25 protein-coding genes and 1 riboswitch are annotated in these 24,274 nt (G+C 40.8%); of the genes, 13 read left to right on the top strand and 12 right to left on the bottom strand.

The features are described 5' to 3' along the window. Positions 1 to 55: 55 nt before the first annotated feature. Together ACQKFG_RS03160 and ACQKFG_RS03155 are read right to left on the bottom strand one after the other, a co-directional pair. Positions 56 to 724: a methionine ABC transporter permease gene (locus tag ACQKFG_RS03160; protein WP_098372520.1), complete on the bottom strand. Its 669-nt coding sequence runs from the start codon at positions 722 to 724 to the stop codon at positions 56 to 58. Next, positions 711 to 1,727, bottom strand: a complete 1,017-nt coding sequence (locus ACQKFG_RS03155) for a methionine ABC transporter ATP-binding protein (protein ID WP_427556132.1) — start codon at positions 1,725 to 1,727, stop codon at positions 711 to 713. The genes ACQKFG_RS03160 and ACQKFG_RS03155 overlap by 14 nt, the downstream gene beginning before the upstream one ends. Before the next feature lie 68 nt (positions 1,728 to 1,795). Then, positions 1,796 to 1,900, bottom strand: a riboswitch (SAM riboswitch). Positions 1,901 to 2,182: 282 nt separating this feature from the next. On the opposite strand from ACQKFG_RS03155, the gene ACQKFG_RS03150 reads away from it, so the two are divergent. Then, positions 2,183 to 3,007: an MBL fold metallo-hydrolase gene (locus ACQKFG_RS03150; protein ID WP_342615230.1), complete on the top strand. Its 825-nt coding sequence runs from the start codon at positions 2,183 to 2,185 to the stop codon at positions 3,005 to 3,007. Positions 3,008 to 3,128: 121 nt separating this feature from the next. On the opposite strand, the gene ACQKFG_RS03145 is transcribed toward ACQKFG_RS03150, so the two are convergent. From ACQKFG_RS03145 to ACQKFG_RS03120, 6 genes are all read right to left on the bottom strand, one after another. Further along, positions 3,129 to 3,317, bottom strand: a complete 189-nt coding sequence (locus ACQKFG_RS03145) for a hypothetical protein (RefSeq protein ID WP_076367325.1) — start codon at positions 3,315 to 3,317, stop codon at positions 3,129 to 3,131. A gap of 85 nt (positions 3,318 to 3,402) precedes the next feature. Further along, the gene (locus ACQKFG_RS03140) at positions 3,403 to 3,606 is read right to left on the bottom strand and encodes a YheE family protein (protein WP_427556128.1); all 204 of its coding nucleotides are present in this window, start codon (positions 3,604 to 3,606) and stop codon (positions 3,403 to 3,405) included. A 63-nt stretch (positions 3,607 to 3,669) separates the two neighbouring features. Beyond that, positions 3,670 to 4,866: a YheC/YheD family protein gene (locus ACQKFG_RS03135; RefSeq protein ID WP_427556125.1), complete on the bottom strand. Its 1,197-nt coding sequence runs from the start codon at positions 4,864 to 4,866 to the stop codon at positions 3,670 to 3,672. After that, positions 4,863 to 6,230 carry a YheC/YheD family protein gene (locus ACQKFG_RS03130; protein ID WP_349729044.1) on the bottom strand — a complete coding sequence of 456 codons (1,368 nt, stop codon included), beginning with the start codon at positions 6,228 to 6,230 and terminating at the stop codon, positions 4,863 to 4,865. The genes ACQKFG_RS03135 and ACQKFG_RS03130 overlap by 4 nt, the downstream gene beginning before the upstream one ends. Positions 6,231 to 6,233: 3 nt before the next feature. Then, complete coding sequence (locus ACQKFG_RS03125) at positions 6,234 to 7,304, bottom strand: YheC/YheD family protein (protein WP_342615234.1); 1,071 nt, start codon at positions 7,302 to 7,304, stop codon at positions 6,234 to 6,236. A 17-nt stretch (positions 7,305 to 7,321) separates the two neighbouring features. Continuing rightward, a complete protein-coding gene (locus ACQKFG_RS03120) occupies positions 7,322 to 8,683 on the bottom strand; it encodes a YheC/YheD family protein (protein WP_349729043.1) in 1,362 nt (453 codons plus the stop codon). Positions 8,684 to 9,032: 349 nt separating this feature from the next. On the opposite strand from ACQKFG_RS03120, the gene ACQKFG_RS03115 reads away from it, so the two are divergent. From ACQKFG_RS03115 to ACQKFG_RS03100, 4 genes are all read left to right on the top strand, one after another. Continuing rightward, positions 9,033 to 9,308, top strand: a complete 276-nt coding sequence (locus ACQKFG_RS03115; RefSeq protein ID WP_427556120.1) for a hypothetical protein — start codon at positions 9,033 to 9,035, stop codon at positions 9,306 to 9,308. Between the two features lie 90 nt (positions 9,309 to 9,398). Beyond that, a complete protein-coding gene (locus tag ACQKFG_RS03110) occupies positions 9,399 to 9,755 on the top strand; it encodes a YlbF family regulator (protein ID WP_192203620.1) in 357 nt (118 codons plus the stop codon). Between the two features lie 146 nt (positions 9,756 to 9,901). Continuing rightward, the gene (locus ACQKFG_RS03105) at positions 9,902 to 10,768 is read left to right on the top strand and encodes a Cof-type HAD-IIB family hydrolase (protein WP_192203621.1); all 867 of its coding nucleotides are present in this window, start codon (positions 9,902 to 9,904) and stop codon (positions 10,766 to 10,768) included. Between the two features lie 114 nt (positions 10,769 to 10,882). Continuing rightward, complete coding sequence (locus ACQKFG_RS03100) at positions 10,883 to 11,155, top strand: transcriptional regulator SplA domain-containing protein (protein ID WP_228467335.1); 273 nt, start codon at positions 10,883 to 10,885, stop codon at positions 11,153 to 11,155. Between the two features lie 248 nt (positions 11,156 to 11,403). Here the strand turns inward: ACQKFG_RS03100 and ACQKFG_RS03095 are convergent, their stop codons facing one another. Together ACQKFG_RS03095 and ACQKFG_RS03090 are read right to left on the bottom strand one after the other, a co-directional pair. Beyond that, the gene (locus ACQKFG_RS03095) at positions 11,404 to 11,634 is read right to left on the bottom strand and encodes a hypothetical protein (RefSeq protein WP_427556115.1); all 231 of its coding nucleotides are present in this window, start codon (positions 11,632 to 11,634) and stop codon (positions 11,404 to 11,406) included. A gap of 184 nt (positions 11,635 to 11,818) precedes the next feature. Continuing rightward, the gene (locus tag ACQKFG_RS03090; RefSeq protein ID WP_342615238.1) at positions 11,819 to 12,268 is read right to left on the bottom strand and encodes a DinB family protein; all 450 of its coding nucleotides are present in this window, start codon (positions 12,266 to 12,268) and stop codon (positions 11,819 to 11,821) included. A 353-nt stretch (positions 12,269 to 12,621) separates the two neighbouring features. Between ACQKFG_RS03090 and ACQKFG_RS03085 the strand changes: the two genes are divergently transcribed. Further along, positions 12,622 to 13,017, top strand: a complete 396-nt coding sequence (locus ACQKFG_RS03085; protein ID WP_427556112.1) for a hypothetical protein — start codon at positions 12,622 to 12,624, stop codon at positions 13,015 to 13,017. 128 nt (positions 13,018 to 13,145) lie between these two features. After that, the gene (locus tag ACQKFG_RS03080; RefSeq protein ID WP_342615239.1) at positions 13,146 to 13,631 is read left to right on the top strand and encodes an HIT family protein; all 486 of its coding nucleotides are present in this window, start codon (positions 13,146 to 13,148) and stop codon (positions 13,629 to 13,631) included. 72 nt (positions 13,632 to 13,703) lie between these two features. Here ACQKFG_RS03080 and ACQKFG_RS03075 read toward each other — a convergent pair whose 3' ends face one another. Then, positions 13,704 to 14,582, bottom strand: a complete 879-nt coding sequence (locus tag ACQKFG_RS03075) for a dimethylarginine dimethylaminohydrolase family protein (protein ID WP_192203625.1) — start codon at positions 14,580 to 14,582, stop codon at positions 13,704 to 13,706. A gap of 374 nt (positions 14,583 to 14,956) precedes the next feature. On the opposite strand from ACQKFG_RS03075, the gene ACQKFG_RS03070 reads away from it, so the two are divergent. Both ACQKFG_RS03070 and ACQKFG_RS03065 read left to right on the top strand, forming a co-directional pair. Beyond that, positions 14,957 to 16,573, top strand: coding sequence for a long-chain fatty acid--CoA ligase (locus ACQKFG_RS03070; RefSeq protein WP_349729030.1), 1,617 nt, complete (start codon positions 14,957 to 14,959; stop codon positions 16,571 to 16,573). Between the two features lie 93 nt (positions 16,574 to 16,666). After that, on the top strand, positions 16,667 to 17,464 hold the full coding sequence (locus tag ACQKFG_RS03065; protein WP_192203627.1) for an enoyl-CoA hydratase: 798 nt from the start codon (positions 16,667 to 16,669) through the stop codon (positions 17,462 to 17,464). Between the two features lie 350 nt (positions 17,465 to 17,814). On the opposite strand, the gene ACQKFG_RS03060 is transcribed toward ACQKFG_RS03065, so the two are convergent. Then, entirely contained in the window at positions 17,815 to 18,003 is a 189-nt protein-coding gene (locus ACQKFG_RS03060; RefSeq protein ID WP_192203628.1) for a YhzD family protein, read from the bottom strand. A gap of 333 nt (positions 18,004 to 18,336) precedes the next feature. Here ACQKFG_RS03060 and cysK point away from each other — a divergent pair, with 333 nt between their 5' ends. From cysK to ACQKFG_RS03040, 4 genes are all read left to right on the top strand, one after another. Continuing rightward, positions 18,337 to 19,260 (top strand): cysteine synthase A, encoded by a 924-nt coding sequence (gene cysK, locus ACQKFG_RS03055; RefSeq protein ID WP_089364653.1) that lies wholly within the window; start codon positions 18,337 to 18,339, stop codon positions 19,258 to 19,260. A 179-nt stretch (positions 19,261 to 19,439) separates the two neighbouring features. Beyond that, entirely contained in the window at positions 19,440 to 20,651 is a 1,212-nt protein-coding gene (locus ACQKFG_RS03050) for a metallophosphoesterase family protein (RefSeq protein ID WP_427556105.1), read from the top strand. A gap of 21 nt (positions 20,652 to 20,672) precedes the next feature. After that, on the top strand, positions 20,673 to 23,702 hold the full coding sequence (locus tag ACQKFG_RS03045; RefSeq protein WP_427556102.1) for an AAA family ATPase: 3,030 nt from the start codon (positions 20,673 to 20,675) through the stop codon (positions 23,700 to 23,702). Positions 23,703 to 23,733: 31 nt separating this feature from the next. Continuing rightward, a complete protein-coding gene (locus tag ACQKFG_RS03040; RefSeq protein ID WP_349729025.1) occupies positions 23,734 to 24,141 on the top strand; it encodes a hypothetical protein in 408 nt (135 codons plus the stop codon). Positions 24,142 to 24,274 lie beyond the last annotated feature (133 nt).

The raw sequence follows: 24,274 nt of genomic DNA, 5'->3' as shown, positions 1-24,274 counted from the left end.
TTGAAATTCCTCCTGTTTAATGAAATGTATTGAATCATTGAAAAATGACTGATCCCTATCGTTTGTTAACTATGTATGAGGCCTTGTCACCAACCATTTGAATGATTTGCACAAGGCAGATCAGCACGACGATCGTCGTGATCATGACTGTGTTGTCATAACGGTAATAACCGTACCGGATGGCCAGGTCGCCAATTCCGCCCCCGCCGATTGTCCCTGCCATCGCTGAGTAACCGATAAGCGAAATGGTCGTTAATGTCAGTCCTTGAATGATACCCGGTTTTGCCTCTGGAAGAAGTACATCCTTAATGATCATCCATGGAGTGGCTCCTACGGCAATTGCAGCTTCAATCACTCCTCTGTCTATTTCACGTAATGCCGTTTCAACGATTCTTGCAAAAAAAGGTATTGCGGACACCGACAGGGATACAGAAGCCGCTCTCGGCCCTATCGTCGATCCAGTTAGAAGATCCGTTAAAGGAAGGAGGGCGACCAAGAGAATGATGAAAGGGATTGAACGGACAATATTGACTGCGAATCCTAGAGATCGATTCACGATACTATTTTCAAAAAATAAATTCCTTGTTGTTGTAAACAGCAATACTCCAAGCGGTAAACCGATCAACAGGGCTACTGCAAGGGAAACACCGACCATATAAATCGTTTCAAGAAAGGCTTTATTAAGATCAGGTAAAATATTGACGATGGAATCAAGCAGTGACATGTTTTAGCACCTCCACAGAACTGGAACGATTTTTTATATATTGCAATGCCGAATGAACTTGAGCGGCATCGCCTATTAACTCGATGATTAAAATGCCTAAAGGGACATCCTGGATATACTCAATTTTACCGTGTAAAATATTCCCCTTTACTGAATGGGATTGGAGAGCATCCGAAAGGATCGACTCACCAGCGGTTTGCCCTTCGAATTGAATTTTAATGATCGTACCTTTACTTTCATCAATCAAGTGCGGAGGGAGTGCGAAATCCAGAACACTGCTAATGAATTGCTTCGTTAACTCCTGCTTAGGCTGTGAAAATATTTCATAAACGGGACCTTCTTCAATTACACGGCCATCCTGCATGACGGCGACACGGTGGCATAGTTCTTTGACCACTTCCATTTCATGTGTAATCAACACGATGGTGATGCCAAGCTTACTGCTTATCTTTTTCAATAATTGTAAAATCGCTTTTGTAGTTGTTGGATCAAGTGCTGAAGTCGCTTCATCACATAATAGAACAGTGGGGTCATTTGCTAAGGCACGGGCTATGCCTACCCGTTGCTTCTGTCCACCGCTAAGCTGCGCCGGATAGACATCTTTCTTATCGCTGAGCCCTACGATTTCCAACAATTCCAATACACGTAACCTGATGGCATCCTTCGACCGATGCGCGGCCTTTAAGGCGAAAGCGACATTTTCATAAACGGTTTTTGAACTGACCAGTGAAAAGTGTTGGAATATCATTCCGATTTTTTGCCGTTGTTTACGAAGTTCTTTACTTGATAAAGAGGTTAAATCAATGCCGTCGATGATGATATTTCCACCTGTCGGACGTTCAAGCAAATTCAAGCAGCGGAGTAATGAGCTTTTTCCAGCTCCACTGTAGCCGACAATTCCATACACTTCGCCAGTTTGAATGGTTAAAGATACGTTATCCACTCCGATAACTCGGTTTTTCTTCGAGACGTATTCCTTTCGGACTGAACGGATTTCAATCATGAGCTTTCCCCCTTAAACATTAAAAAACTGCCCCTATCATTCAGAAAGAGGCAGCGAAATTATATCTCGTCTTATCTTTCAGAATGCAATCATTCTGCAGGAAGTGGCACCGTTCCCTAAGGGCGGTTGCCGGACATCACAGGGCCTGATCCCTCCGTCACTCTCGATAAGTAAATTATTATTTTAAAATATTTCAAGTTTTTCAATATAATCTATATTATTTGTAAAATTCGACAATGTCAATCGTTTCTGAAATTTTCGGGGTGATTTTTTGTTATTAAAATTTAGTAAGGTCCGTTAAAAAAGGGCAATTATGCGATAATCCAGCATTTTTGTCCAGGTTAATTATTCCAAAATTTCCTTGTCAAAAGAGTGAAGTGGTAATACATTTATTATAGTAAAGTTAAAAAAAGGAAGATGAAACTATATTTGTGTAATGATGGGGAGGCAATTGAATGTTAGAGATTAACACGATAAATGATGTGGTTTGTGTGAACGGGACTCCTGGCGGGAACAAATCCGGGATGAGTGTTTATGTCTTTTTAACGGATGGTCTATTGATAGATACTGGCGCACAGATTTTATTGGAAGAGCTCATTCCATTCTATGAGTCCGCAGACTTCGACTCAGTGGTCCTGACTCACTATCATGAAGACCATACCGGGGGCGCTGCATGGATACAGGAAAATAAAAAGGTCCCGCTTTTCATTCATCCGATGTCGGTTGAGGTTTGTGCAAAGGATGCCGTATATCCTGAATATCGTAAAATTTTCTGGGGAAAGAGAGACGCCTTTAAAGCTGAACCGGTAGGGAAGGCCATTCATTCACGCACCCAAACGTGGGAGCCGATTTTTACCCCTGGTCATGCAAAGGACCATATGGTGTATTTGAATCACAGTAATGGCATGCTCTTTTCAGGAGACCTTTTCGTAACACCAAAAACAAAGCTTGTCTTACGGGAAGAGTCTGTCCCGGTCATCATCGATTCCATTAAAAGGTTACTTCAATATGACTTCGGGGAAGTGTTTTGCTGCCATGCTGGGCATGTCCCTGATGGGAAGGACATGTTTCGGAAAAAGCTCGATTATTTGGAAAACCTACAAGGTGAAATTTTACGCTTGCATTCTCAAGGGCTGACCGTTCATGAAATCCAGCAGGCCGTTTTACCTAATCGCTATCCCCTTATCGAGATATCTGGGCATGAATGGGATTCAGAGCATATCATTACATCGATATTAAAAGAAAATATTTTAAATGTAAGGGACAATGGAACTATTTGAATGCTATTTCAATGTTTTCTATTTGTCACTCAAACAACTTCCATAGGGGGAATGCAGTGCAAGCGGGAGATGAACGGGATAAGTAAAAAAGGGGAGCCCTCCTTAAGAGAGCCCACCTAAATTATTTATTTTCGTTGGGATCTGTTTCATCATAAAAATCATGTGCTTCTTCGATGTTCTGAAGGTTAGCGACTTCATACACATTTCCGCCTGCCATTCCTTCATTGATGATACGGTCGATATCCAGGTAAACGGAGTCCTTGCCATCATATTCGGTATCCTTCAAAAATGTCATTTTTTCTTTATCCAAAATTAATCCCTCCTAGCCTTTTCTTTAGTTTAGGCAAAGGAGCTTTTTTTATTCTGTATAAGGATTTCATGAATGTAAAGAAAATTCATTCATATACATGGAAGATCATTAAATCATGTACCATGCTTTTGAGTTTGGTTTCATCTGTTTCGGAAGGCGGGTTGTCTGTCCACTCGATGGAGCCATCTTTATGATACAAGGCTTGGACTGCCTTCTTGTTGAAATAAAAGGAAATTCTCCATCCCGGCAGATTTTTATGCAATGGTGACCATTGAAAATGAGTGATCATATGTATTACCTCCATATATACAGTTTCTCATTTAAGTATAATGGAAAACGGCAGCTGGAGGTGTTATTTTATTGTCAGGTTGGGAAAAGTTAATTCAATGAAAAGATTTTTTAAATGCAAAAGCCTGTTTGTTTCAATTTCCACTTCATCGAATTGCATGGGCTTTGAGTTCACTTCATATATGAAGAGCGAACCCGATTCGTCTTCCCCTATATCAATGGAAAACTCTCCGAGAAACCCGATTTTTTTCGAAAGTATCTCTCCGCATTTTTGGGCGATATTCGCTAATTTTTGATTCAGGCTTCTTGATTGCAGGTCTTGATAAGGAAAAAGCTTACCCCCTCGGGGAGTGTGGGTGGTGATTTCCTGGGTTTGTGACATCCTTACCGCTTTGCCGGTCACTTTATAAAAACCTTTTTCATAATGGACGAGAATCCGGTAATCATAACGATGTCCAAAAAGTTTTTTTGGTCTGATCGCCTGTTGAGCAAGATAGCTCCTTTTTAATAAATCCCTTTTTTTTGTTTCCCAGAATGATGCGAAATCCGGGAAGGACTCACTATGCTTCAAGCTATTGAACAATAGTGTACCATCATCATTTTTGATTATGGTATAAATGCCTTTCCCTTGGCTTCCTTTGCAGGGTTTAAGGTATATATGCCTGTAGGTCTCCAGGAATGAATAAAGGCAATCGCTGTTTCGTAAGACCGTTGTGGGCGGAAGGTGTTTTGTGAGGAATCCATCTTCATTTAATGCTTCGAACATTACATATTTATCTATAAAACAGGGGTTGAATAGATGCATTCGGGAATCTTTAAAGTGTGTGATAAGATGTTGGAATTCCTCTGACGCCTCATAGCTCCTCGAAGGGATACGGTTATAGACGATGTCAGGGAAAGGTACTTTACATTCGATCCACTTGTTTAAAATGGAGGAAAAAACATACCCTCTCAACGAATCGGGATGAAGGGCATTTCCTGTGAATACATACGCCAATATTCCATGTTTTAATAAATATAATGATAGGTCCCGAAAAAGGGTCAGGTTTCCACCCAAACCTGATTCCTTTTTGGGATTGGAAACAGTTAAAATTCCGACGGCGAGAATCCGGTTACCGGGATATATCGTGATTGGAATTAGGGGTTGATTCGAATGGTCCTTTTTATAGCTGATTTCCTCTTTGGCAGGGCCGGCGAAAAGTTCAGCATTCTCATGATTGTGGTACCAATTTTCAGTGGGGCTATCGTAAAAAATGTTCATCGCGGTACACTGATTGATTTCGTAATCGTCTGTTCCGTAAGATAAATGGCATAATCAAGGCTTAGCTTTCTGGTCAGCAATTCGAAATCCTTGAGTTTTGGATGGGCGAATATGGAACGTCCAGGTTTGGAATTGGCTTCAAACATCCAAACCTGCCCTTTTTTATCCAATCCAAAATCAAATCCTATTTCTGCAATGATGCCGTCCAAGTTCTTTTCAATACTGTCACTTAAAATCAGCGCGGCTTCCGATAGCTTTCGTTCGACTTCTTTCGCCTCATCGTCATCTCCAAACAGTTCGGCAACCGTTTTGATGACACCCCCGCTTTTAATATGGGTAGTGACGCTGCCGGCACCGGCGATTTTTGCGGCAATCGCGGTTACCTGCCATTTTCCATTACTGTCCTTGTTCGTATGGACCCGGAAATCCACTGGACGTTTTTCAAATCGAATTAATGGGATGCCCTGCTGTACAATAAGGTTTTCAAGCGGTCGATCGTGAAAAATATGTTTAACGATGGATTCCAATGTAGGGAATTTTTGCAGTTTATTTTCTTTTGCTTCATTTGTATAGCGACAATAGTAAACATCCTCATGCTTATCATAAAGAATTTGGTGAATCCCTAGACCGAGGCTGCCGTGAATGGGCTTTATATAAACTTGCCGGTAATGGGAAAGAAGGGTTTCCACCACGGACATGGATTGAAATGGATATGTTTCCGGCAAATAAGGCAGTGCCCGCTCATCTGCGCATAGCCTTTCATTTACATCCCATTTATTGAAAAATCCAGGATTATACCATGGTATTGTATATTTTTTTTGGAATTTCCGCTTCACTTCTTTAGGTCCATCCCGGTTTTCCGTCATCCGATTTGGGAGACGGTCATAGATGACATTAGGGAAAGGAAATTCATTTATGTGCCAGTGATCGTTAGCAAACACATAGCCTTTGATTGTCTCCTCATCCCAATTGATTACATTCTCTCCAAAAACAAAGGGGATACAGCCGGTGGTCCTGCTAAGCGAAAGGAGTTTTGCGAAAAATTCCGATCTCTCCCCTAATGGTTTGTTTGAAACGCCAGTGAACCCTGAGGAAAATATTCCGACAAGCGGTCCGATATGGATGCTCTTGCCGTAAATGAATAAATGTAGGGGAATATCGGTATGATCGAATAGTAGGGATTCCGCAAGGCTTTCCGATAATACGATTGACTGATTGACGGCTGGGTTTTGTTTGACGATGGCAGGACATGAATGCCGTCCGAAATAAATTAATTCAATCTCTGCCAAATCTCCAAGCTCTGAAGGGTAGTAGAGAACATTGCCAGGGATAGCGGCAATTTCGGCAGGGTAAGTCTTTCTCACTTTCTATTCACCTGCTTTCTGAAGATGTTCGGCTAAATACTGGCTATATTGAAACGGTGCGCGATGGATATCCTTCATGGTCTCCGGCTGTAGTGCCTGAATGATTTTCCTTCCGGGCTTGGAGTTGATGTCCATGATCCATAATTGGCCTTTTTTATCGATGCCTAAATCAATCCCCAATTCGAATAATCTTTCAAAGACAGCTTCGGTTTCTACGGGCAGCGTGCGAAGGATATGCTGAATCTTTTGTTCGACAGCAATCGAAATCGTATCCGGGTTTCTTTTGTTGAAAGTCTCTAATGAAATGGCTTCACCGCCTGTGGCAAGATTTGAAGTAATTCCGTCTTTTTGTCCAGTGCGAATTCCGCGGCCCCGTTCCATCCATTGATTCTTTTCGTTTTTTTGAAGGAAAATCCGTAAATCGAATGGCTCATTATTTTGGTTGCAAAGTTCTAAATATGGCTGGCAAAGGTAGCGGTATCGATTTAATAAATGCTGCAGCCATTTGTTAAGCTGAGATTTGGAGGAGAATGGGCGGTCATATTTGGTGCCCTTTTTCGTCATGGATACCAAAGTGCCGTCTTCGGTTTTTGTTAGGAGATAGATTCCTGTGCCGCCTGCACCGAACTCAGGCTTGATGATGATTTTATCCAGGCGTTCTAAATGACCGGTAATATCTTCAGGCGTCGTCACTTGTACGGTCTCTGGAAAAAATGCCTGCAGGTGTGGATGGTTTTTTAGGATTTGGTACACTTCCCACTTACCAGGAAGGCCCAGCCCTAAGAAATTCGAGTTATCTTTTAACCAATTGATTTTGTTTCGCGTTTCCGTTGACTCACGGACTAATCCGTGAAAACAGCGATCATATACAAAATCAGGTAAATCAAAAGATGTAGCAATCCAAGTTTCATTCTCGGCATCAAAACGCTCGCCACGCACTTTTTTAAGATCCATATCAATATTTTCAGGTGAGAATTTACAAACTTTCATATTAAATGATTTAGCGGTTTTGGCTATTTCGGTGAAGTAGTTGTTTTCATGTGTATCCGACGCGGCCATTAATCCTATTAACACGAGCTAGCAACTCCTTTTTATGGATGGTCTTCGCGGTTAAGGGCAAGCATGAAATCTATGATGGATTTTACTGATGGACGAAAGGTTTCATAACTGCCTTGAAATTTTTTCGAAGGTTTTGAATTCACTTCGATGATCCATGGATGTGTATCAGTATCCAGTGCTAAATCGATCCCTAGCTCACCGAATGAATCGTCATGGTTTTCGACCAAGGCCTGGGCAGTATTTTTAGCCAGCCGAATGAGCTTTTGATATATGCGGCTGGCGTCCTGAAGATCAAATGCTTCCTTTAGAAAGTCCGGCCCATTTTTCATCAATCCGCCTTGTGCAAGATTGGAAACGATTGTACCAGGGTCCCCAATCCGGGCAACCATTGATGAAACTTTCCATTCAAGCTGATCATTCCGGTGAAGAAGAATACGGAAATCAACTTTTCTCTGATCGATTTCGAAAAGGGAAATCCCTTTTTGAAGAATGAAGGATCGTCTTCTTGAAAATCTTTTTAACGTTTCATACAAATTTTCATCCGTATCAGCAAAATGTACATTCTGGAGATGTCCGGATTGCTCGATTTTCCATTTTCCAGCTACTTGCGTTAATCTGCAAATATTCCTGCCTTGGCTTCCTGCTGAAGGTTTAAAGTAGATTACCGAATGCCTTTCTATAAAAGACAAGAAAGTTTCCTTTTCGTTAAAAAGGATCGTCTCGGGCAAATTTGGCAACAGCTCATCTTCTAAGATTAGCAGCTCATGTACATGATGTTTGGAGAGGAACCTTCCATTGAACATCGGTATCGACCGTTCCTCCAGTTCAGTTTTAAACAGCTTGAAAGAATGCGATTCCTCAAGTTTACGTGAGTGTATCCGGTTATAAAATACATCAGGAATGGGGAGGGTAAAGGTTTGCCAGCCATTTTGCCCAGGCAGGTAGCCTTCCACAACTCCATCTTGAAGAGACTGCAGTTTTACTAAATAGAAGGGGATGCCCTGCTGATTACAATATGATTTCATTTCCTGATAAAATTTTTCCATCTCGCCGAATGTCCCGTCTTGCAACGGGGTCTGGTTCATGAGTGAAGCGAAGAATGGGCCTATTTTTATTGACCTTCCTTCCACATGGTATGAGACGGAGATTGGATCGGAAAAAACGGGTAAGGATAAAATCTGGTTCATATCATATGAAAGTTTCAATGTAGGCTGGGATGACGGGAATGGTTGGACAAGTACCGGGACGGAACGGCATCCAGCCATGATCGTTAAGGATTCTCCAAATTGAAGGCCCCATTCCTCAAATAGTTTTTCTTCGATAAACAGTAGCGCCTTCTTTCTAGTTTCTGCGGAATTTACCGTAATGAAAACTTTCTGATGGTTAAGGTTCATAATAATTCCCCGTTTGCACTAAGTTTGATATCCTTTTATAAGTAAATGATGGGCAAATGTGGATAACACATTCTATGTTTTTTTTATTAGAAGGTGTCATCAAGCCTTTATTTCAAGCAATAAAAGGAGAAATTTCAAGGGTAGTTTTGGGTGAAGATTCTATTTATGGTCTTTGGTACTGTAATAGGTGATTCACTAATTTATTAGCTATCAGAATGCTGTTCAAACCTTATAAACCAATCTATTCTTGCGGGAAACAGCTGCCGTTGACACCCGGGGTGATTCCAGAGCGGCAGGAAGAGTTAGGCAAATAATTAGGCAAATTGTTAATGATGCCTCTATACAGAATATGAAAATTTTCGTGAAGGCAGAAGTAAAGAAAGCATTGTTTACGGAAAAAAGTACTGCACAATTGCTTGATCAATTGGGAATGAAGAAAGCCGCTTCGAGAATTGACGCCAATTTCCCGGACACCATTGTCGAAAAAGGTGCTGAGTACTTATCACTCATTTTCAGCCGCTATTCCAGAAACTGCATAGCAAGATATCGTGGAAGAACAGGTTTCTTCATTTTCGGTGTCCCAGGAAATGGGGTAGAATCATCGGTTTATTTCAAGGTTTCGTAACTGTTTTAATAGGATGACGTGTAATTCTTAATCGGATTTGTTATAGTGGAAAAGATGTATGAATACAATGATTACCGGGAGGGGAAATAAATGAATAACGTATATGATGCAGCGTATGAAATGGAAAAGGCTATTAGGGCAAGTAATGAATATGCCGATTTGCAACGCTTATATGATCTTGTCAATTCTGATGAAGCAACAAAAGGAATGTTTGAAAACTTCCGTAATCTGCAAATAACATTGCAGCAAAAGCAAATGATGGGACAGGAGATTGCACCGGAAGAAGTTGAGCAAGCACAAAAGACGGTACAGCTTGTCCAACAAAACCCAACCATTTCACAATTGATGGAAGCTGAACAACGGATGAGCATGGTCATTGCAGACCTCAATAAAATTATCATGAAGCCGCTTGAAGATTTATATGGCTTGCCTGAACAACAGCAATAAGCAGTTGGAGACTCCCTTCTATAATGGTTGGGGGTTTTTTTGTTCCCTGAATGCACCTGTGCAAGGGTCGTGAACCACTATATGTTCTATTCCCGAAATTTTAGTCATAAATTTGAAAGAGGATACTACAGATGGGGGAGATCAGCATGGTATATCGACTACTTGCGGTCAATATTGACGGGACATTGCTCCAGTCGAATGGCCGTTTAAATAAATCGACTAAAGAAGCAATAGATTATGTTCACCAAAAAGGTGTCCATGTTGCACTTGTGACGTCAAGAAACTATCACTCAGCAAAAAAAGTGGCCAAAGCCCTAAAAATAAATCCGATGATGGTTGCTCAGCAAGGGGCCTTTGTCGGAGCTTCCGTAGAAAAGCCGATAATGGTAAAAAGAATATCGGAAGAACTGACTGTAGAGCTCGTGCAAATGCTTGAAAAGACCACATGCCAAATATTGCTCATTCATGAAAAATACTCTCTGGGCAATCGGGTGAACCTTCCGGACAATTTGCTAGGTAAATCGGTTATGTATTTGAATGAACAAAATATTTATGCTCAAAATTATGTGGACGATATCAGTGAAGAGCTTATTGACCAACCGATGGCCCCGACGAAGATGGACGTAATATTCTCAGAGAAAAGTGATCAAAATGATATGTTGAAATTGATGAAGAAAATGTTCCCTGAAGTGGATGCAATATTACATCCAGGACATAAAATTACAATCGTTCCGAAGGGGGTTTCTAAATGGAGTGGTGTATTGTATTTAGCCGACCATTTAGAGGTTAGAAGAACGGAAATCGTCTCGATTGGCGATGGATTGGATGATATGGAGATGATTGCCGGATCTGGTCTAGGTGTTGCCATGGGCAATGCGGATGAGGAAGTAAGGAAAGTGGCAAAATGGGTGACGCGCTCCAATGATCAAGATGGTGTTGCCTATATGCTGAGGGAATTTTTCCGGAAACAGCATCCAATCGAATTTTTACAAAAGATGAATATGCTTAAGTGAATGGCAGGGCTCCTTCATATGAAGGGGCCCCATTCAGATAATGCAGCTTGCGAGGCCCGTTTCATTTCATAAATAATTATAAGCTTCTTTCCATAAACTAAAGGAAAATCAGTAATGGAAAGGAAGAATTCAATGGGTGTAATCAATGCAAAAGAAGTGCAAGTCGGTGATGAGGTGTTTGTGATTTATAATAATCCCCATGTTCCCACCGTTTCGAATATAAGGGCAGCGGAAATTGTTCCGCATCCCAAAGACCCCAATGCAGTTGCCTTGTTCCTGAACGATACATTTCATACGATTGAGGATGATGATGCCTTGTTCACTTCGGAAGCCGCAGCGGAAAAAGCCTACAGTGATTATATGTATAATCAGGACCAGATGACTTGAAAAGGCGTTTACTTCGCTTTACTGAAAGAGAATGAATAGAAGAAAGCCCTCGCTTATAGAGCGGGGGCTCTTTTTGAGCATATTTACGAGTAAAAGCCCGGAATTTTTGAGTAACGCTCGAATTCACGAGTATTTGCTCCAAACTCACGAGTAAAAGCTCGAATTCACGAGTATTTGCTCCAAACTCACGAGTAAAAGCTCGAAATTCACGAGTATATGCTCCAAACTCACGAGTAAAAGCCCGAAATTCACGAGTAACGCTCAAATTCACGAGTAAAGGCTCGAAATTCACGAGTAAAGGCTCTGAATTCACGAGTAAAAGCTCGAAATTCACGAGTAAATGCTCCAAACTCACGAGTAAATGCTCCAAACTCACGAGTAAAAGCTCGAAATTCACGAGTAAAAGCCCGAAATTCACGAGTAACGCTCGAATTCACGAGTAAAAGCTCGAAATTCACGAGTAAAGGCTCTGAATTCACGAGTAACGCTCGAATTCACGAGTAAAAGCTCGAAATTCACGAGTGTTTGCTCCAAACTTATGTGTAAACGCACCCACACTTACATGTTCAGAAGCCAGTAGTGTTAAAACAGCATATTTTGCTGGTGAATTAAAAAAACTGCCACTCATTTTTTCAGGAAAACAGAGTGACAGTTATGGCTTTATCAGTTATTGGATTGTATAAATAGTTTCATTGCGTGAATTTGCCCAATATGGTTGGTTTCGTGGAGCACTACAAAATTAATAAATTCCCCGACTGTTTCCATTCCGTTGAAAGGCTGTGCTGTTTTTTCTGTCAATCGTTCTTCCGGAATTTCAAGAAGTCGATCAAGTTGCTCATGCAGCTGTTGCTTTAATAATTCAACGCTAGGTACGTCCCCGCTCCAGTTCGCTGGTTTTGAACCATATCCGAATAGTTGGCTGTAATTCGCTGGCAATTCACTGTTGGATTTCAATAAAAAATTTTCGGCTGCAGTAAGGACATGTCCAAGATGCCAATGGATTGTATTATTAAAACCTTCAGGCTGTACATCCATAAACTCTGGATTGATTCCCTCGATTTCTTTTAAAAGATTGCTGCGCATGACCGTTAGCTGATTTTTTATATAATTCATTTTATATTCCCCTTTCAATCTTGTTTTTCTAAATGCTATCTCATGAAATTATAGCAAGGATAATTCAATATTATCAAATTTTAGATAAGTCTTTTCAAGAAGGAAAGGATTATCGATTCTTAATTTCTTTTTTAGGGTTTTAATTGTCAGTTAATAATCGGAATGAATGCATTTGAAGCGAGTAGCTCTAATTTGGTTTGGTTGAGTACAGGGTTCATGAACTCTTAAGCCAAAGGTTGGAGTTTTTTTGCTGTTAATTAATTGACAAATATTCCTATTACTCTTTTATGTGGACTAGTATAATGAAATATATTGGATAATTAATCCATTAGGGTGTGAGGAGATGACATATGATGAAAAGGAAACAGCTGCTTGTTGCACTTAGTCTATTATCAATTACGGTAGCTTCAGGTTGTACAACAAAGCAAGAACGTATTTCCGTCCAAAAATATGAAGGTAAAAACTACAAATTCGAAGCATATAAACAAAAGGTAGAAGTGGCGAAAACAGAAAAAACAAAAGAAATAATAAAGAATGCGGATTGGGAAGAATTCGCATTGGAGAAGGATCATCCTAAGGCGGACTTCATCTTTTATTTTAATGATGAAAAAAGCGAAGGTAAAATGGCTGTATATTATGTTTGGATTAATACTGATGAAAATATTGTAGAATTAACCAAGGATAAATATAGCCAATATGCACAGTTAAATAGAAAGGATTCTGAAACTATATTAAGACTTCTGCATTAATGAAAAGGAGGAGATAGGCAGGACCTGCACTTTCTAAAAACCTCCAGCCAAGCATTTTTTCATTACATTTAGAATTCACATGTGACCGAGTGGCCAGTTATTTATGGGGTAATCTTTTGGAGGGGCTTATGAGGAAAATTACTTTATCTAATGGAAAAATGGTGGAAGTTGAATGTTTAAGCTGCGCTTTGACAAGTGGGGAAGTAGAAGCAGAGGGTGGTGTAATAGTCGAATCTGAATATTTTCATGCTCACCAAGACGTTGCATACCCCATTGAAGGTTTAGTGATATTAGCATCTAAACGCCATATTAAGTGCTTTGATGAATTAAATGAACGAGAAAAGGTTGATTACATAAACGTATTAACCAGGATTAGAAAAGCTCAAAGGGAAGTATTGGGGGTAAACCACGTTTATTATTTTTACAATGAGGATACTTTCCACCATTTTCATACTTGGATGGTTCCTCGATATGAATGGATGTACGAGTTTGGACGTTCGGTGGAATCAGTTAGACCAGTTTTGCTGCATGCAAGAAACAGCTTGAATGATGTTGAAAATTTAAAAACTGTAATGGATGGAATCGAGGCATTAAAAAAAGAATTAAACCGATAATCCTTCCTGTTCAATGTTTAAAAAAGGAGAAAGAACCCATTTTCCATACAGGTCCGGGTTCTTTCATTATGCTCAGGCTGAATCAGTCTTCTTATTCGTTGTCCTCAATAGTGGCATTGTGCAACAACGGAAAGAGCCACCGGACTTGATGATTTCGCTTATATCGATTTCAATGACTTCGTATCCGCGTTCACGAAGCTGGCTATTTACCTGTTTATTACATGGTAGACTGAATAACCTTTTATTGCCAATCGAAAGCACGTTGGTTCCTAATGTGAATTGTTCTTCTTTAGTCACTTCTATCATGTCGTAACGTGAAGCTAATAAATCCATCTCTTTTTTTGTAAAGGACTCTGGAAAAATAAGCGCTTCAGTCGGTGATATGATATTGAAAACACAATCTAAATGAAGGAATGTTTCAATGAAAGGAACCGCGATGACATCGTATTCCGGTAATAGGGATTGAAGATGCTTGACGGATGTTTCATCCGTTCTTTCACTGATTCCAATATAGATGGTCTTTCCGTCAATAATGACATCCCCGCCCTCAATATAATTTTTGAGGAGGTTGAAATATGAGATACCATTCGTTTCGAGCCAGGATTTCAATATTTGTTCTTCACCCTGCCTTATACCTGTTGCCAATTCAGCAACGTATACGGTATTGCCAAGAGTAAAACCGATATCCCTCGTGAAAACTTGTTCTGGATATGTAAATTGTGGCGGAAGTTTTATGACTTCAATCCCTTCATGTTCAAGAGCCTTAATAAATTGGGCGTGCTGCTTCATGGCAAGTGCCTGATCGATATTTTCTTCTTGAAACTCTTTTTGAGTTTCGTTAATGATCTCGCGGATTTCCATATAACGTGGTTCACAGACGATCACCCGTGATAGCTTTGAATATTCACTTGCACAATAAGCTTCCAGTTCTTCGTTTATTTTGTTCACCATAAATGAGCTCCCTCTAAATAGAATTGTATCTTTACTATTTCCTCTTTTTTCTAGAAAGAAACATAAAATTATATCATCGAACTGCACCGCTAAATTTGGATGGGTTAAAACTAACTTCTCTGACCGCCCCTAATAAATGATTCCGGTATAAACGGGTTAGAGTCTTTCAATTCGAAGAAAGTTCTGTTTAAAAAAACATTCCAGTTGTTTTCATAAATCCGCTCCCTTTCACGAAATCGTCAAACTGATTTAAAAATTTCATCTAGATAAAGCCGAATTTAAAATAATCGTAAACGGCACCTAGGGAAAAAGGATTATTTTTTTTCTGGTCGAATATATAATGAGCATGCTTTTAATATAAGGGGGAGATTGTAATGATGGATACTCCATTGATCATGACTCAAATCATTGAGAGAGCTGAAAAATATTTTCCGAAGAAAGAGGTAGTTTCGCGTACGGATGGTGGAATTCACACATTTACATACGCTGAGATTACTGAGCGTACAAGAAGGCTGACCAGTAGTCTTGAAAAATTCGGTATTCAAACAGGTGACCGTATTGGGACACTTGCCTGGAACCATCATCGGCATTTAGAAGCTTATTTTGCGATTCCTTGTCATGGTGCTGTCCTACATACAATCAATATGCGTCTGTCTCCTCAACATGTATCTTATATCGTCAATAGTGCGGAGGATCGATTATTATTGATAGACCCGGATGTCATCCCCCTTTTGGAAGCAATTAAAGATGAGTTAACGTCAGTGGAAGGCTATATCATAATGACGGATAAAGATGAGCTGCCTGAAACGACCCTTTCACCTATTTACCATTATGAAAAATTATTAGCAGAAGGGAATCCGAAACAGCCATTCATTCAAACCTTGGATGAAAATGCACCTGCCGGAATATGTTATACTTCCGCCACGACCGGGAATCCAAAAGGTGTGGTTTATTCACATCGCGGAATTTTGTTGCATGCGATTGCACTGGGGCTTGCCGATTCTACAGCATTAAGCGAACGTGATGTGGCACTTCCTGTCGTGCCCATGTTTCATGTGAATGCCTGGGGCATGCCTTTTGCCAGTGTTTGGTTTGGAACAAAGATGGTTTTGCCGGGACCTTATTTTACCCCAAAGATTTTGGCTGAGCTTATAGAAACAGAGAAGGTTACAATCGCAGCAGGGGTTCCGACGATATGGCTGGGCTTATTGAAGGAGCTAGAAGAAGGCAGCCATGATACGAGCAGCATTCGTGCTGTTTTATGCGGAGGGTCGGCTGCTCCGAAAAGCATGATTCAAACCTTTGAACAAAAGTATGGGATACCATTCCTGCATGCTTATGGAATGACTGAAACAAGCCCGCTCGTATTTGTATCCAAACCAAAAAGCTATCAGGAAAATCTCCCTGAAGAAGAACTTTATGAGTTGAAGGCCAAGCAGGGCCTTGTTTCACCAATGATAGAAATTAAAGTGATCGGTCAGGGTGGCGAAGTGAAACCTGATGGAAAAGAAATGGGCGAATTGCTGATCAGGGGCCCATGGATAGCGAATGAGTATTTTAAGGATGAGCGGTCAGAGGATACGTTTAAAGATGGCTGGCTGTATACGGGGGATGTTGTCACGATTGATGAAGAAGGATTCGTGAAAATCGTCGACCGGACCAAGGACTTGATAAAAAGCGGCGGTGAGTGGATTTCTTCCGTAGATATAGAGAATGCATTAATGGCCCATGATGCAATCTTTGAGGCGGCGGTGATTGCGGTGCCTCACGAAAAATGGCAGGAACGGCCGATTGCCTGTGTTGTTTTGAAGGACGCATACAAGGGGCAAGTGTCCCAGGAGAACATCATTGAATTTTTAATGCCGCAGTTTGCAAAATGGTGGCTGCCCGATGAAGTGGTCTTTTTGGATGAAATTCCTAAAACGGGTGTTGGGAAGTTCTTGAAAAGGGCATTGCGTGATCAGCTTCAGGATAAATATATCAATAAATAATGCTATATTTGTTTAATTATGACTTTTCTGCCTATTCCGTTAATGGTAGAAAAATATATAATAGAGTAATAGAACGAAAGAGGAGGAAATAAATTGAATATTGAATCGACATCACCTGCTGGTACTGTTTTAATAACATATTCGGACAGAACGGCTACTGTTGCAATGAACCGTCCAGAGGCCATGAATGCCTTAAATCCGAAAATGCTGTATGATTTCATAAATGCCCTTAAGGAAGTAAGTGAGAATGATGAAGTGGACGTCGTCATTATAAAAGGGAATGGCAAAGCATTTTCCGCAGGTGGTGACATTAAGATGATGCTCTCGCCTGAAAAAGAAAACGCTTTCGATGAACTGATGGATGGAATCAGTGAATTGGTGACCACTCTATACTTCATGCCTAAATTGACCATCAGTGCCATTCATGGTGCAGCTGCAGGACTTGGGTTGAGTATAGCGCTTGCAACCGATCACCTTATTGCCGATTCGGACAGTAAGGTTGCGATGAATTTTATCGGGATTGGATTAATCCCTGATGGCGGCGGACATTTTTTCCTTGAACGCCGTCTTGGTGAAGTGGGTGCGAAAGAATTGATCTGGGAAGGTAAAGTGCTTACAGCTCTTGAAGCAAAAGAAAAGGGCATCATTCATGAAGTGGCAGAAGGAACCTTGGAACATGCGGTAGAGAAGAAAGTGCAATCATGGCTGCAAAGCCCGGTTCAGGCCATGATTAAAACGAAAAAAATCCTTAGTGAAAAAAATCGCCCACTATTAATCAAGATCCTTGAGATTGAAAAAGCTGCTCAGATGAAAATGCGCCAAACGGCGGACCACCAAGAGGGAATAAAAGCTTTCGTGGAAAAAAGAAAACCGAACTTCATCGGAAAATGAATGAGAAAGGCCGTCACTTTCTAGTGACGGCCTCTGTTTGTAGGCAAAAGGGATTCGGAAAACTTTTCTTTCATCAACGATGTTCCTGCACCAACTGAACCAAAGTAAAACCTTCAACTCCTCGAGTATGGTTTCTATCTAAAGTTTATTACAAAGTTGATTGGAGCGGTTGCCTGGGGCAGTAATCAACGTCCAAATTGTATAAGCCATAAAAAAACGTAGGCAAACTTGAGTTGCATTGAGTTTATCTACAGTCTGGGTGGCGGTCATGATATGTGACCGCCTTTTTTATATAAGGAATGTGTGGAAAACTTGATCATATTTTTCAGTGATTGCGCTTCCATTTCCAATCAGCGATGAAAAAGCAATAAAGCGCCTGAAGGTGATGTACAGCGATGTGTTCGATCTTGATAGTTTTTTTCCTTTAATAGATTTTGTCCCAATTCTTTTGCTTGTTCATCATTCTCGGCTGTAAATGGTTCATCCAATAGTTTTTCCCCTGACGGTTCAAAAACGGTCAATTTGTATATTCTGCTCATTTTCAAAAACTCCCTTGTCAATAATGATGCTGTCTTTTATCTAAAGATAGGTGCTGTTATAAAAATTTTATCATTATCTGTCAATTTTGACTATTGTTATGTAAGGGAATGTATTAAGAAAGCGAACATTGATAAGTAGCTGAATATCTTGAAAAATGATGGTAAATAACTAAATCGAACTAATTTCATGGTTTCTTCCTTTATCTTTGGAAACAATGAAAACAAAACCTATTTATACTAGAGGAATTCTCTCCTTAAAATGAAAAATCATAAATGATATAATAAACCTGAGTAAAATGTAGGAAGTGTATGGAGCGAAGGGGGATTTTTTGAATGACGGTAAAAATCGTTAATAATATCACTGAATTGATAGGAGATACACCTGTTGTAAGGATTAATCATTTAACAGCGGAGGGTGACGCTGAAGTATTTGTGAAACTTGAATATTTCAATCCGAGCCGCAGCGTAAAAGATCGGGCTGCCTTCAACTTGATTAGGCAGGCAGAATTGGATGGTATCATTCAATCCGGGGCCACGATCATAGAACCAACATCAGGAAATACAGGAATTGGGCTTGCAATGAATGCCGCGGCAAAGGGGTATCGGGCCATTATGGTCATGCCGGATAATATGTCGAAAGAAAGAATCAATATCTTAAAGGCATACGGTGCGGAAGTTGTCCTAACCCCAGCATCAGAGCGGATGCCTGGAGCCATTCGTAAAGCTGAGGAACTTGCCGCAGAGATTCCGAATAGCTTTATTCCGCAGCAATTCGAAAACCAAGCCAATCCTGATATTCACAGAGTGACGACAGCAGTCGAGATTCTGGATCAGATGGATGGAAACCTGGATGTGTTTGTCGCTACTGCTGGAACGGGAGGAACGATAACCGGTACAGGTGAAGCCTTAAAAGAACATCTGCCGGAGTTAAAGGTTGTCGTTGTCGAGCCTAAGGGTTCCCCAGTTCTTTCCGGCGGAAAGCCTGGTCCTCATAAATTAGTGGGTACAAGCCCTGGTTTTATCCCCAATATTTTAAATACAGAGGTATTTGATGAAATCGTTCAAGCGGCAGATGAAGATGCGATTTCCACCATGAAGGATTTGGCTTCGAAGGAAGGTATATTGATTGGACCTTCAGGAGGTGCTTCTGTCTGGACTGCCCTGCAAGAAGCCCGTCGTCTCGGAAGTGGCAAACGAGTATTATGCATTGCACCAGATAATGGTGAACGATATTTAAGTATGGATATTTTTAAATGAAAAAAAAAGACCGAATGCCGTGCATGAAACAATGTTCACGCCATTCGGTCTTTTTCCTGTTGAAATTGCCCATACTGGAATAACCAGGTACAATGATGCCGTATTAAAATAATAATATATGAGAAAGTATGTTCTGTTTATGTTAGAATTAAATGTTGAAAGAAATCGAGGTGATACTTTTGAGCGGTTTGAAGTTCATTCATGCGGCGGATCTCCATTTGGATAGCCCCTTTTCAGGGTTGAAGGATATGCCGTCAGCTATATTAAAGGAATTAAGGGACAGTCCGTTTAAAGCTTTTAAAACGATCATTAATGAAGCGATTTCATATCAGGTTGACTTTATCGTGTTATCGGGGGATCTATTTGATGGGGAAAATCGGAGTCTCCGGACACAGGTGCGCTTTCGAGCCGAAATGGAAAAACTCCAGCAGCATCAGATCCCTGCTTATATCATTCATGGTAACCATGATCATCTTGGAGGCTCATGGATCACTGTGGGGCTGCCGGATAATGTCCACGTATTTTCAGGGAAAACCGAAGTGAAACGGTTTGAAAAAATCGATGGGACGACTGTCCACCTTTATGGATTCAGTTATCCACGCCGTCACGTAAGGGAGAGAATGATCGAAACATACATAAAAGCTGAAGGGGCCGATTATCATATAGGTCTGCTTCATGGGAATTTGGAAGGCAATTCCGAACATAGCCCATACGCCCCTTTTTCATTGAAGGAACTAGCTGCTAAAGATTTCGATTATTGGGCATTAGGCCATATTCATAAACATCAGGTAGTATCAGAAGATCCGCTAGTGATATACCCAGGAAATATTCAAGGCAGGAACAGAAAGGAGTCCGGCATTAAAGGGTGCTTGCTGGTCGAATTCGACGGGCACATGAAGCGTCACTCTTTTATTGAAACCTCTGAGGTGATATGGGAAAGCGAAACAATTGAAATATCCGCGGAAGGTGGATTTGATGTCCTGTTCAAGCAATGCAAGGAAGTAATTGAACAGAAGCGTTTCGATGGGAGAAACTTACTTTTGGAATTGAAGCTGGATGCAACTGACGCAGCAGGCCCTTCCGGGGATTATCTTGAAGAATTGACCCGGATCTTGCAGGAAGAGGACCAAGGGGAACCATTTATCTGGGTGTATAAAATCAAAGTCATCCAGTCCATGCCGATGATTAGGTCAAATGAAAGAATATCGCCCTTTATGGCTGAGGTATCGATGCTTGCTTCTGAATTTGATGATACGGATGCTGCTCTGGCCCCGCTTTATATTCATCCGGATGCAAGAAGGTTTCTTGATTCAATAGGGCCGGAAGAGCAGAGGGAACTTTTGGATGAAGCGGAAAGATGGCTTTTGCAAGTTTTTGAAGCGAATCAATGAATGTAGGAAGGAGGAACGGATTTGATTATTAAAGACCTCCATGTTTATGGTTACGGCAAACTGGAAAATCAGCGTTTTCCTGAATTGGGACAGCTGCAGGTTTTCTTTGGGGAAAATGAATCGGGCAAGTCAACCATCATGTCTTTCATTCATAGTATGCTGTTTGGTTTTCCGACAAAGGTTCAAAACGAACCGCGTTACGAGCCCAAAATGCATGCCAAATATGGGGGAAGGCTCAGTCTCATAACAAAAAATGATGGGGAAATCGTCATTGAGCGTGTGAAGGGAAAGGCTGCTGGTGATGTAAAATTGACCTTCGAGGATGGAAGGGTCGGCGGCGAGGAAGAATTGAATGAGATTCTCCATGGCGTTGATAAAAACTATTACCAAGCCATTTTTTCTTTCGACCTTCAAGGTCTGCAGGGATTACATACATTAAGTGAAGGGACCATGAGCAAATATCTGCTTTCAGCTGGGCTGATTGGGAATGATAAACTTCTTGAAGCCGAAACGAAATTGCAAAAGGAGCTCGATTTAAGGTTCAAGCCTTCAGGCCAAAAACCTTTACTGAATGTGAGATTGAAAGAACTTAAGGAATTGCAGAAAAAGGTGAAAGCATCGGAAGAAGAGCAGCAGTCATATACGGCATTACTTCAGGAAGAAGCGAAACTTAAGGAGGAGCTTTCTAAAGTCACGTTAGATATTCAAGAGATTGAAGAAAACCTTGTTAACGTGAGCACTTTTTTGCGAATTAAACCCTTGGTTGAAGAACAGCGGGAACTTGAAACAGAAATAAGTGAAATGCCGGATGTAAGTTTTCCTGTTGATGGCTTAAAAAGACTTGAACAGTTTCAGGCAGTTGGAATGCCCCTGAAAGCCCAACTTGCGGCATTGACTGAGAAAATGGAAAAACTTGAGGTGAAACTAACGGAAATCGAAATCAATCCGTTCATCAAGGAGCATAAAGAGCAGATTGAACATGCAATCGATCAAGGAACATTGCTGGAGAAGCTTGAGCTGGATATAAGAAAAGCGAAACACGAAAGGCTGTTGGAAGAAAAGAATATTGAAAAGGTGAAGCAGGAATTATTCTTGGATGTTTCTGATGATGAAATAAGAAAACTGGATATCAGTACATTCATGAAGGAAAAGGTGAAAAGGGCCGAGAGGGAAAAGCATCAACTCCGAAATGATAAAAAACAGCTTGATGAGAAATATGGACTGCAAAAGGATAGTCTGGAAACTGCAGAATCCCGCTTGAAGGAGATAAAGGCCCAGTTACTGCCAGATGAAAAGAGAATCGAGCTGGAGTCCTTATACAATAAGCAAAATAACATCGAATTTGAAGCGGCACAATCCCTTATCCTTGATGAACAAATACTCGAGCTTGAAAAGCAATTGGCTTTACAGAGGAAGAAGGAAGCGCATAATCGCAAGCGTTCACTTATCATGAATGGCAGTTTAATAGTACTTCTTTGTTTAGGTGCAATCGGAAGTTATTTCAGTGAACAGATTTTGTTGGGGGTTATACTTCTAGCCATGGCTGGTCTGTTTGCGGTTTCCAGGCATCTCTTTAAAGGTGATGGTACATTGTCCGGATATATCAGGCAATTGGATGAGATGAAAAGGAAAAGGGCTGCAATTGGCAGTGAAACCAATCGAGTGAGTGATGGAGAGTCGATGGGTAGGTTGCTTGAAATGGACCAACGTCTTCAAAGGCGGTTTGAAAGTGAAATGTTTAAATATGAAGAAAGGGAGGAAGCTTTTGAATCGACCATTCAGGAATATGCTACTTGGGAAGCTAGCAGGGACCGATTGGATAAAGAAGTGAGAAGCATCTTAAGCGATTGGGGCCTGTCTTATTCCGGAATGGAAATCAATCTTGAATCTGTATTTGAACTTCTTGAGAAATGGAAGGAAGCCGTTGATAGGAAATATGAAGCCATCAAGATGCACAATTTTCTGCATGCAGAATTTGAGGGTAAAGCGAAGGCTTTATTTCACTTTGCACACAGCCTTGATCTTGAACCATCCACATGGCGGGAAGCGATTGGCCTATTGAAACGGGAAATGAATAAAGCGGTTGAATACTCCGTTCAACTAATACAATGGATGCAGGAACGGAGTCATTTGACGAACGAAATCGAGCAGTTGACGATGGAAAAAGGCTATCTTGATTCAGAAATGGAAATGCTTTTTAAGTTAGCGAAGGTCAAGGACGAGGAAGAGTTCAGGCAAGACGCTGCATTGTCCGAAAAGAAAATTGCTTTACAAAAACAGCTTGATTTGATCACCATTCAAATTGGGCAATCCAGAATGCTGCCTGAACAAATCCAAACTTACTTAAAACAGGGGATCAACACGTATACATTTGAAAATTTAGAAGAAAAGCGTAAGGATTCTGTAAAGGTGAAATCCCTTTTATTAGAGAAACAGGCGGATGCGAAGCATAAGATAAAACAGCTTGAAGTTTCAGGGATTTATGATGACTTACTTCATCGTTTTTATGAAGAAAAAGCCGCATTTAACGAAGAGGCGAAGGAATGGGCGAAATTGGCAATAGCCAAAAGCTTATTGAATAAAACCTTGGACCGATATAAAAGGGAACGCCTGCCGAAGGTCATCGCTGATGCAGAGCGGCATTTTTCCTTTTTAACGAATGGAAGCTATCATAAAATCATCCTTGATCAGTCGGGAGAAGGCATTTGGGTACAGCGCAGTGATGGTTTGAGTTTCAGGGTTGAAGAGGTCAGCCGCGGGACAGCAGAGCAAATTTATGTTTCCCTAAGGCTCGCACTTGCTGATCATACTTTTGAAAATGATTCATTCCCTCTCATCATCGATGATAGTTTCGTCAATTTTGATGCGGAAAGGACAAAACGGATGCTCAAGTTATTGGAAAAGGTTTCGGAAAAACGGCAAATTTTATTTTTTACTTGTCACCGATATATAATGGAGTACTTTAGCGAAAACCAAGTGATTCGTCTATCCAGCCCCGTATTGCGCCAAGATATGAATGATTTGTTCATCCCGAAATATAATGGGTTATAAACTATAAATAAAGAGAGTGAAGTCATTGAAAATGAATGAGTTTGTAAGTCACCATGATTCTTCTTTGGAGCTAATAATCGAAAAGGAGTTTCCTGGTGAACGATGTGTTGGGGGAAAATATTCTGCCAAAGGACATAGCATCACTTTATATGAGAGAGATATCGAAATTCAATGTGAACGCTCCCTAGGCTCGCTTGCAAGGCTTGAGGAATACTCATGGGTGATCCTCACACATGAGTTGGGCCACGCATTGGATCCCGAACTTGCTGTGCTTAGTGAGGAGCTATACACTACAGGAAAATCAGAAATCCTTTATCAAATAGAGGTCAATGCATGGAATATTGCAGAAGGATTAATTCCTTTCGCGTTTCAGGATTTGTTTGCCATCATTAGGGATGAATCTCTGGAACATTGTACAAATCGCCTGCGGGTCGGTTAAAAGGCTCTCCATATGGAGGGTTTTTTTATTTTCCGCTAAACGGAAATTCCGATAGAGTTTGGGTCGAGGGGGAGAATGGACTATTGAATAGTTCGGAAGCTGCAGAAAGTGGTAAATGATATGGAAAGTTAAT

The organism is Peribacillus sp. NPDC076916, from assembly GCF_050269675.1.
Classification (GTDB): Bacteria; Bacillota; Bacilli; order Bacillales; family DSM-1321; genus Peribacillus; species Peribacillus aracenensis.
This window is presented reverse-complemented; position numbering and strand designations above follow the sequence as displayed.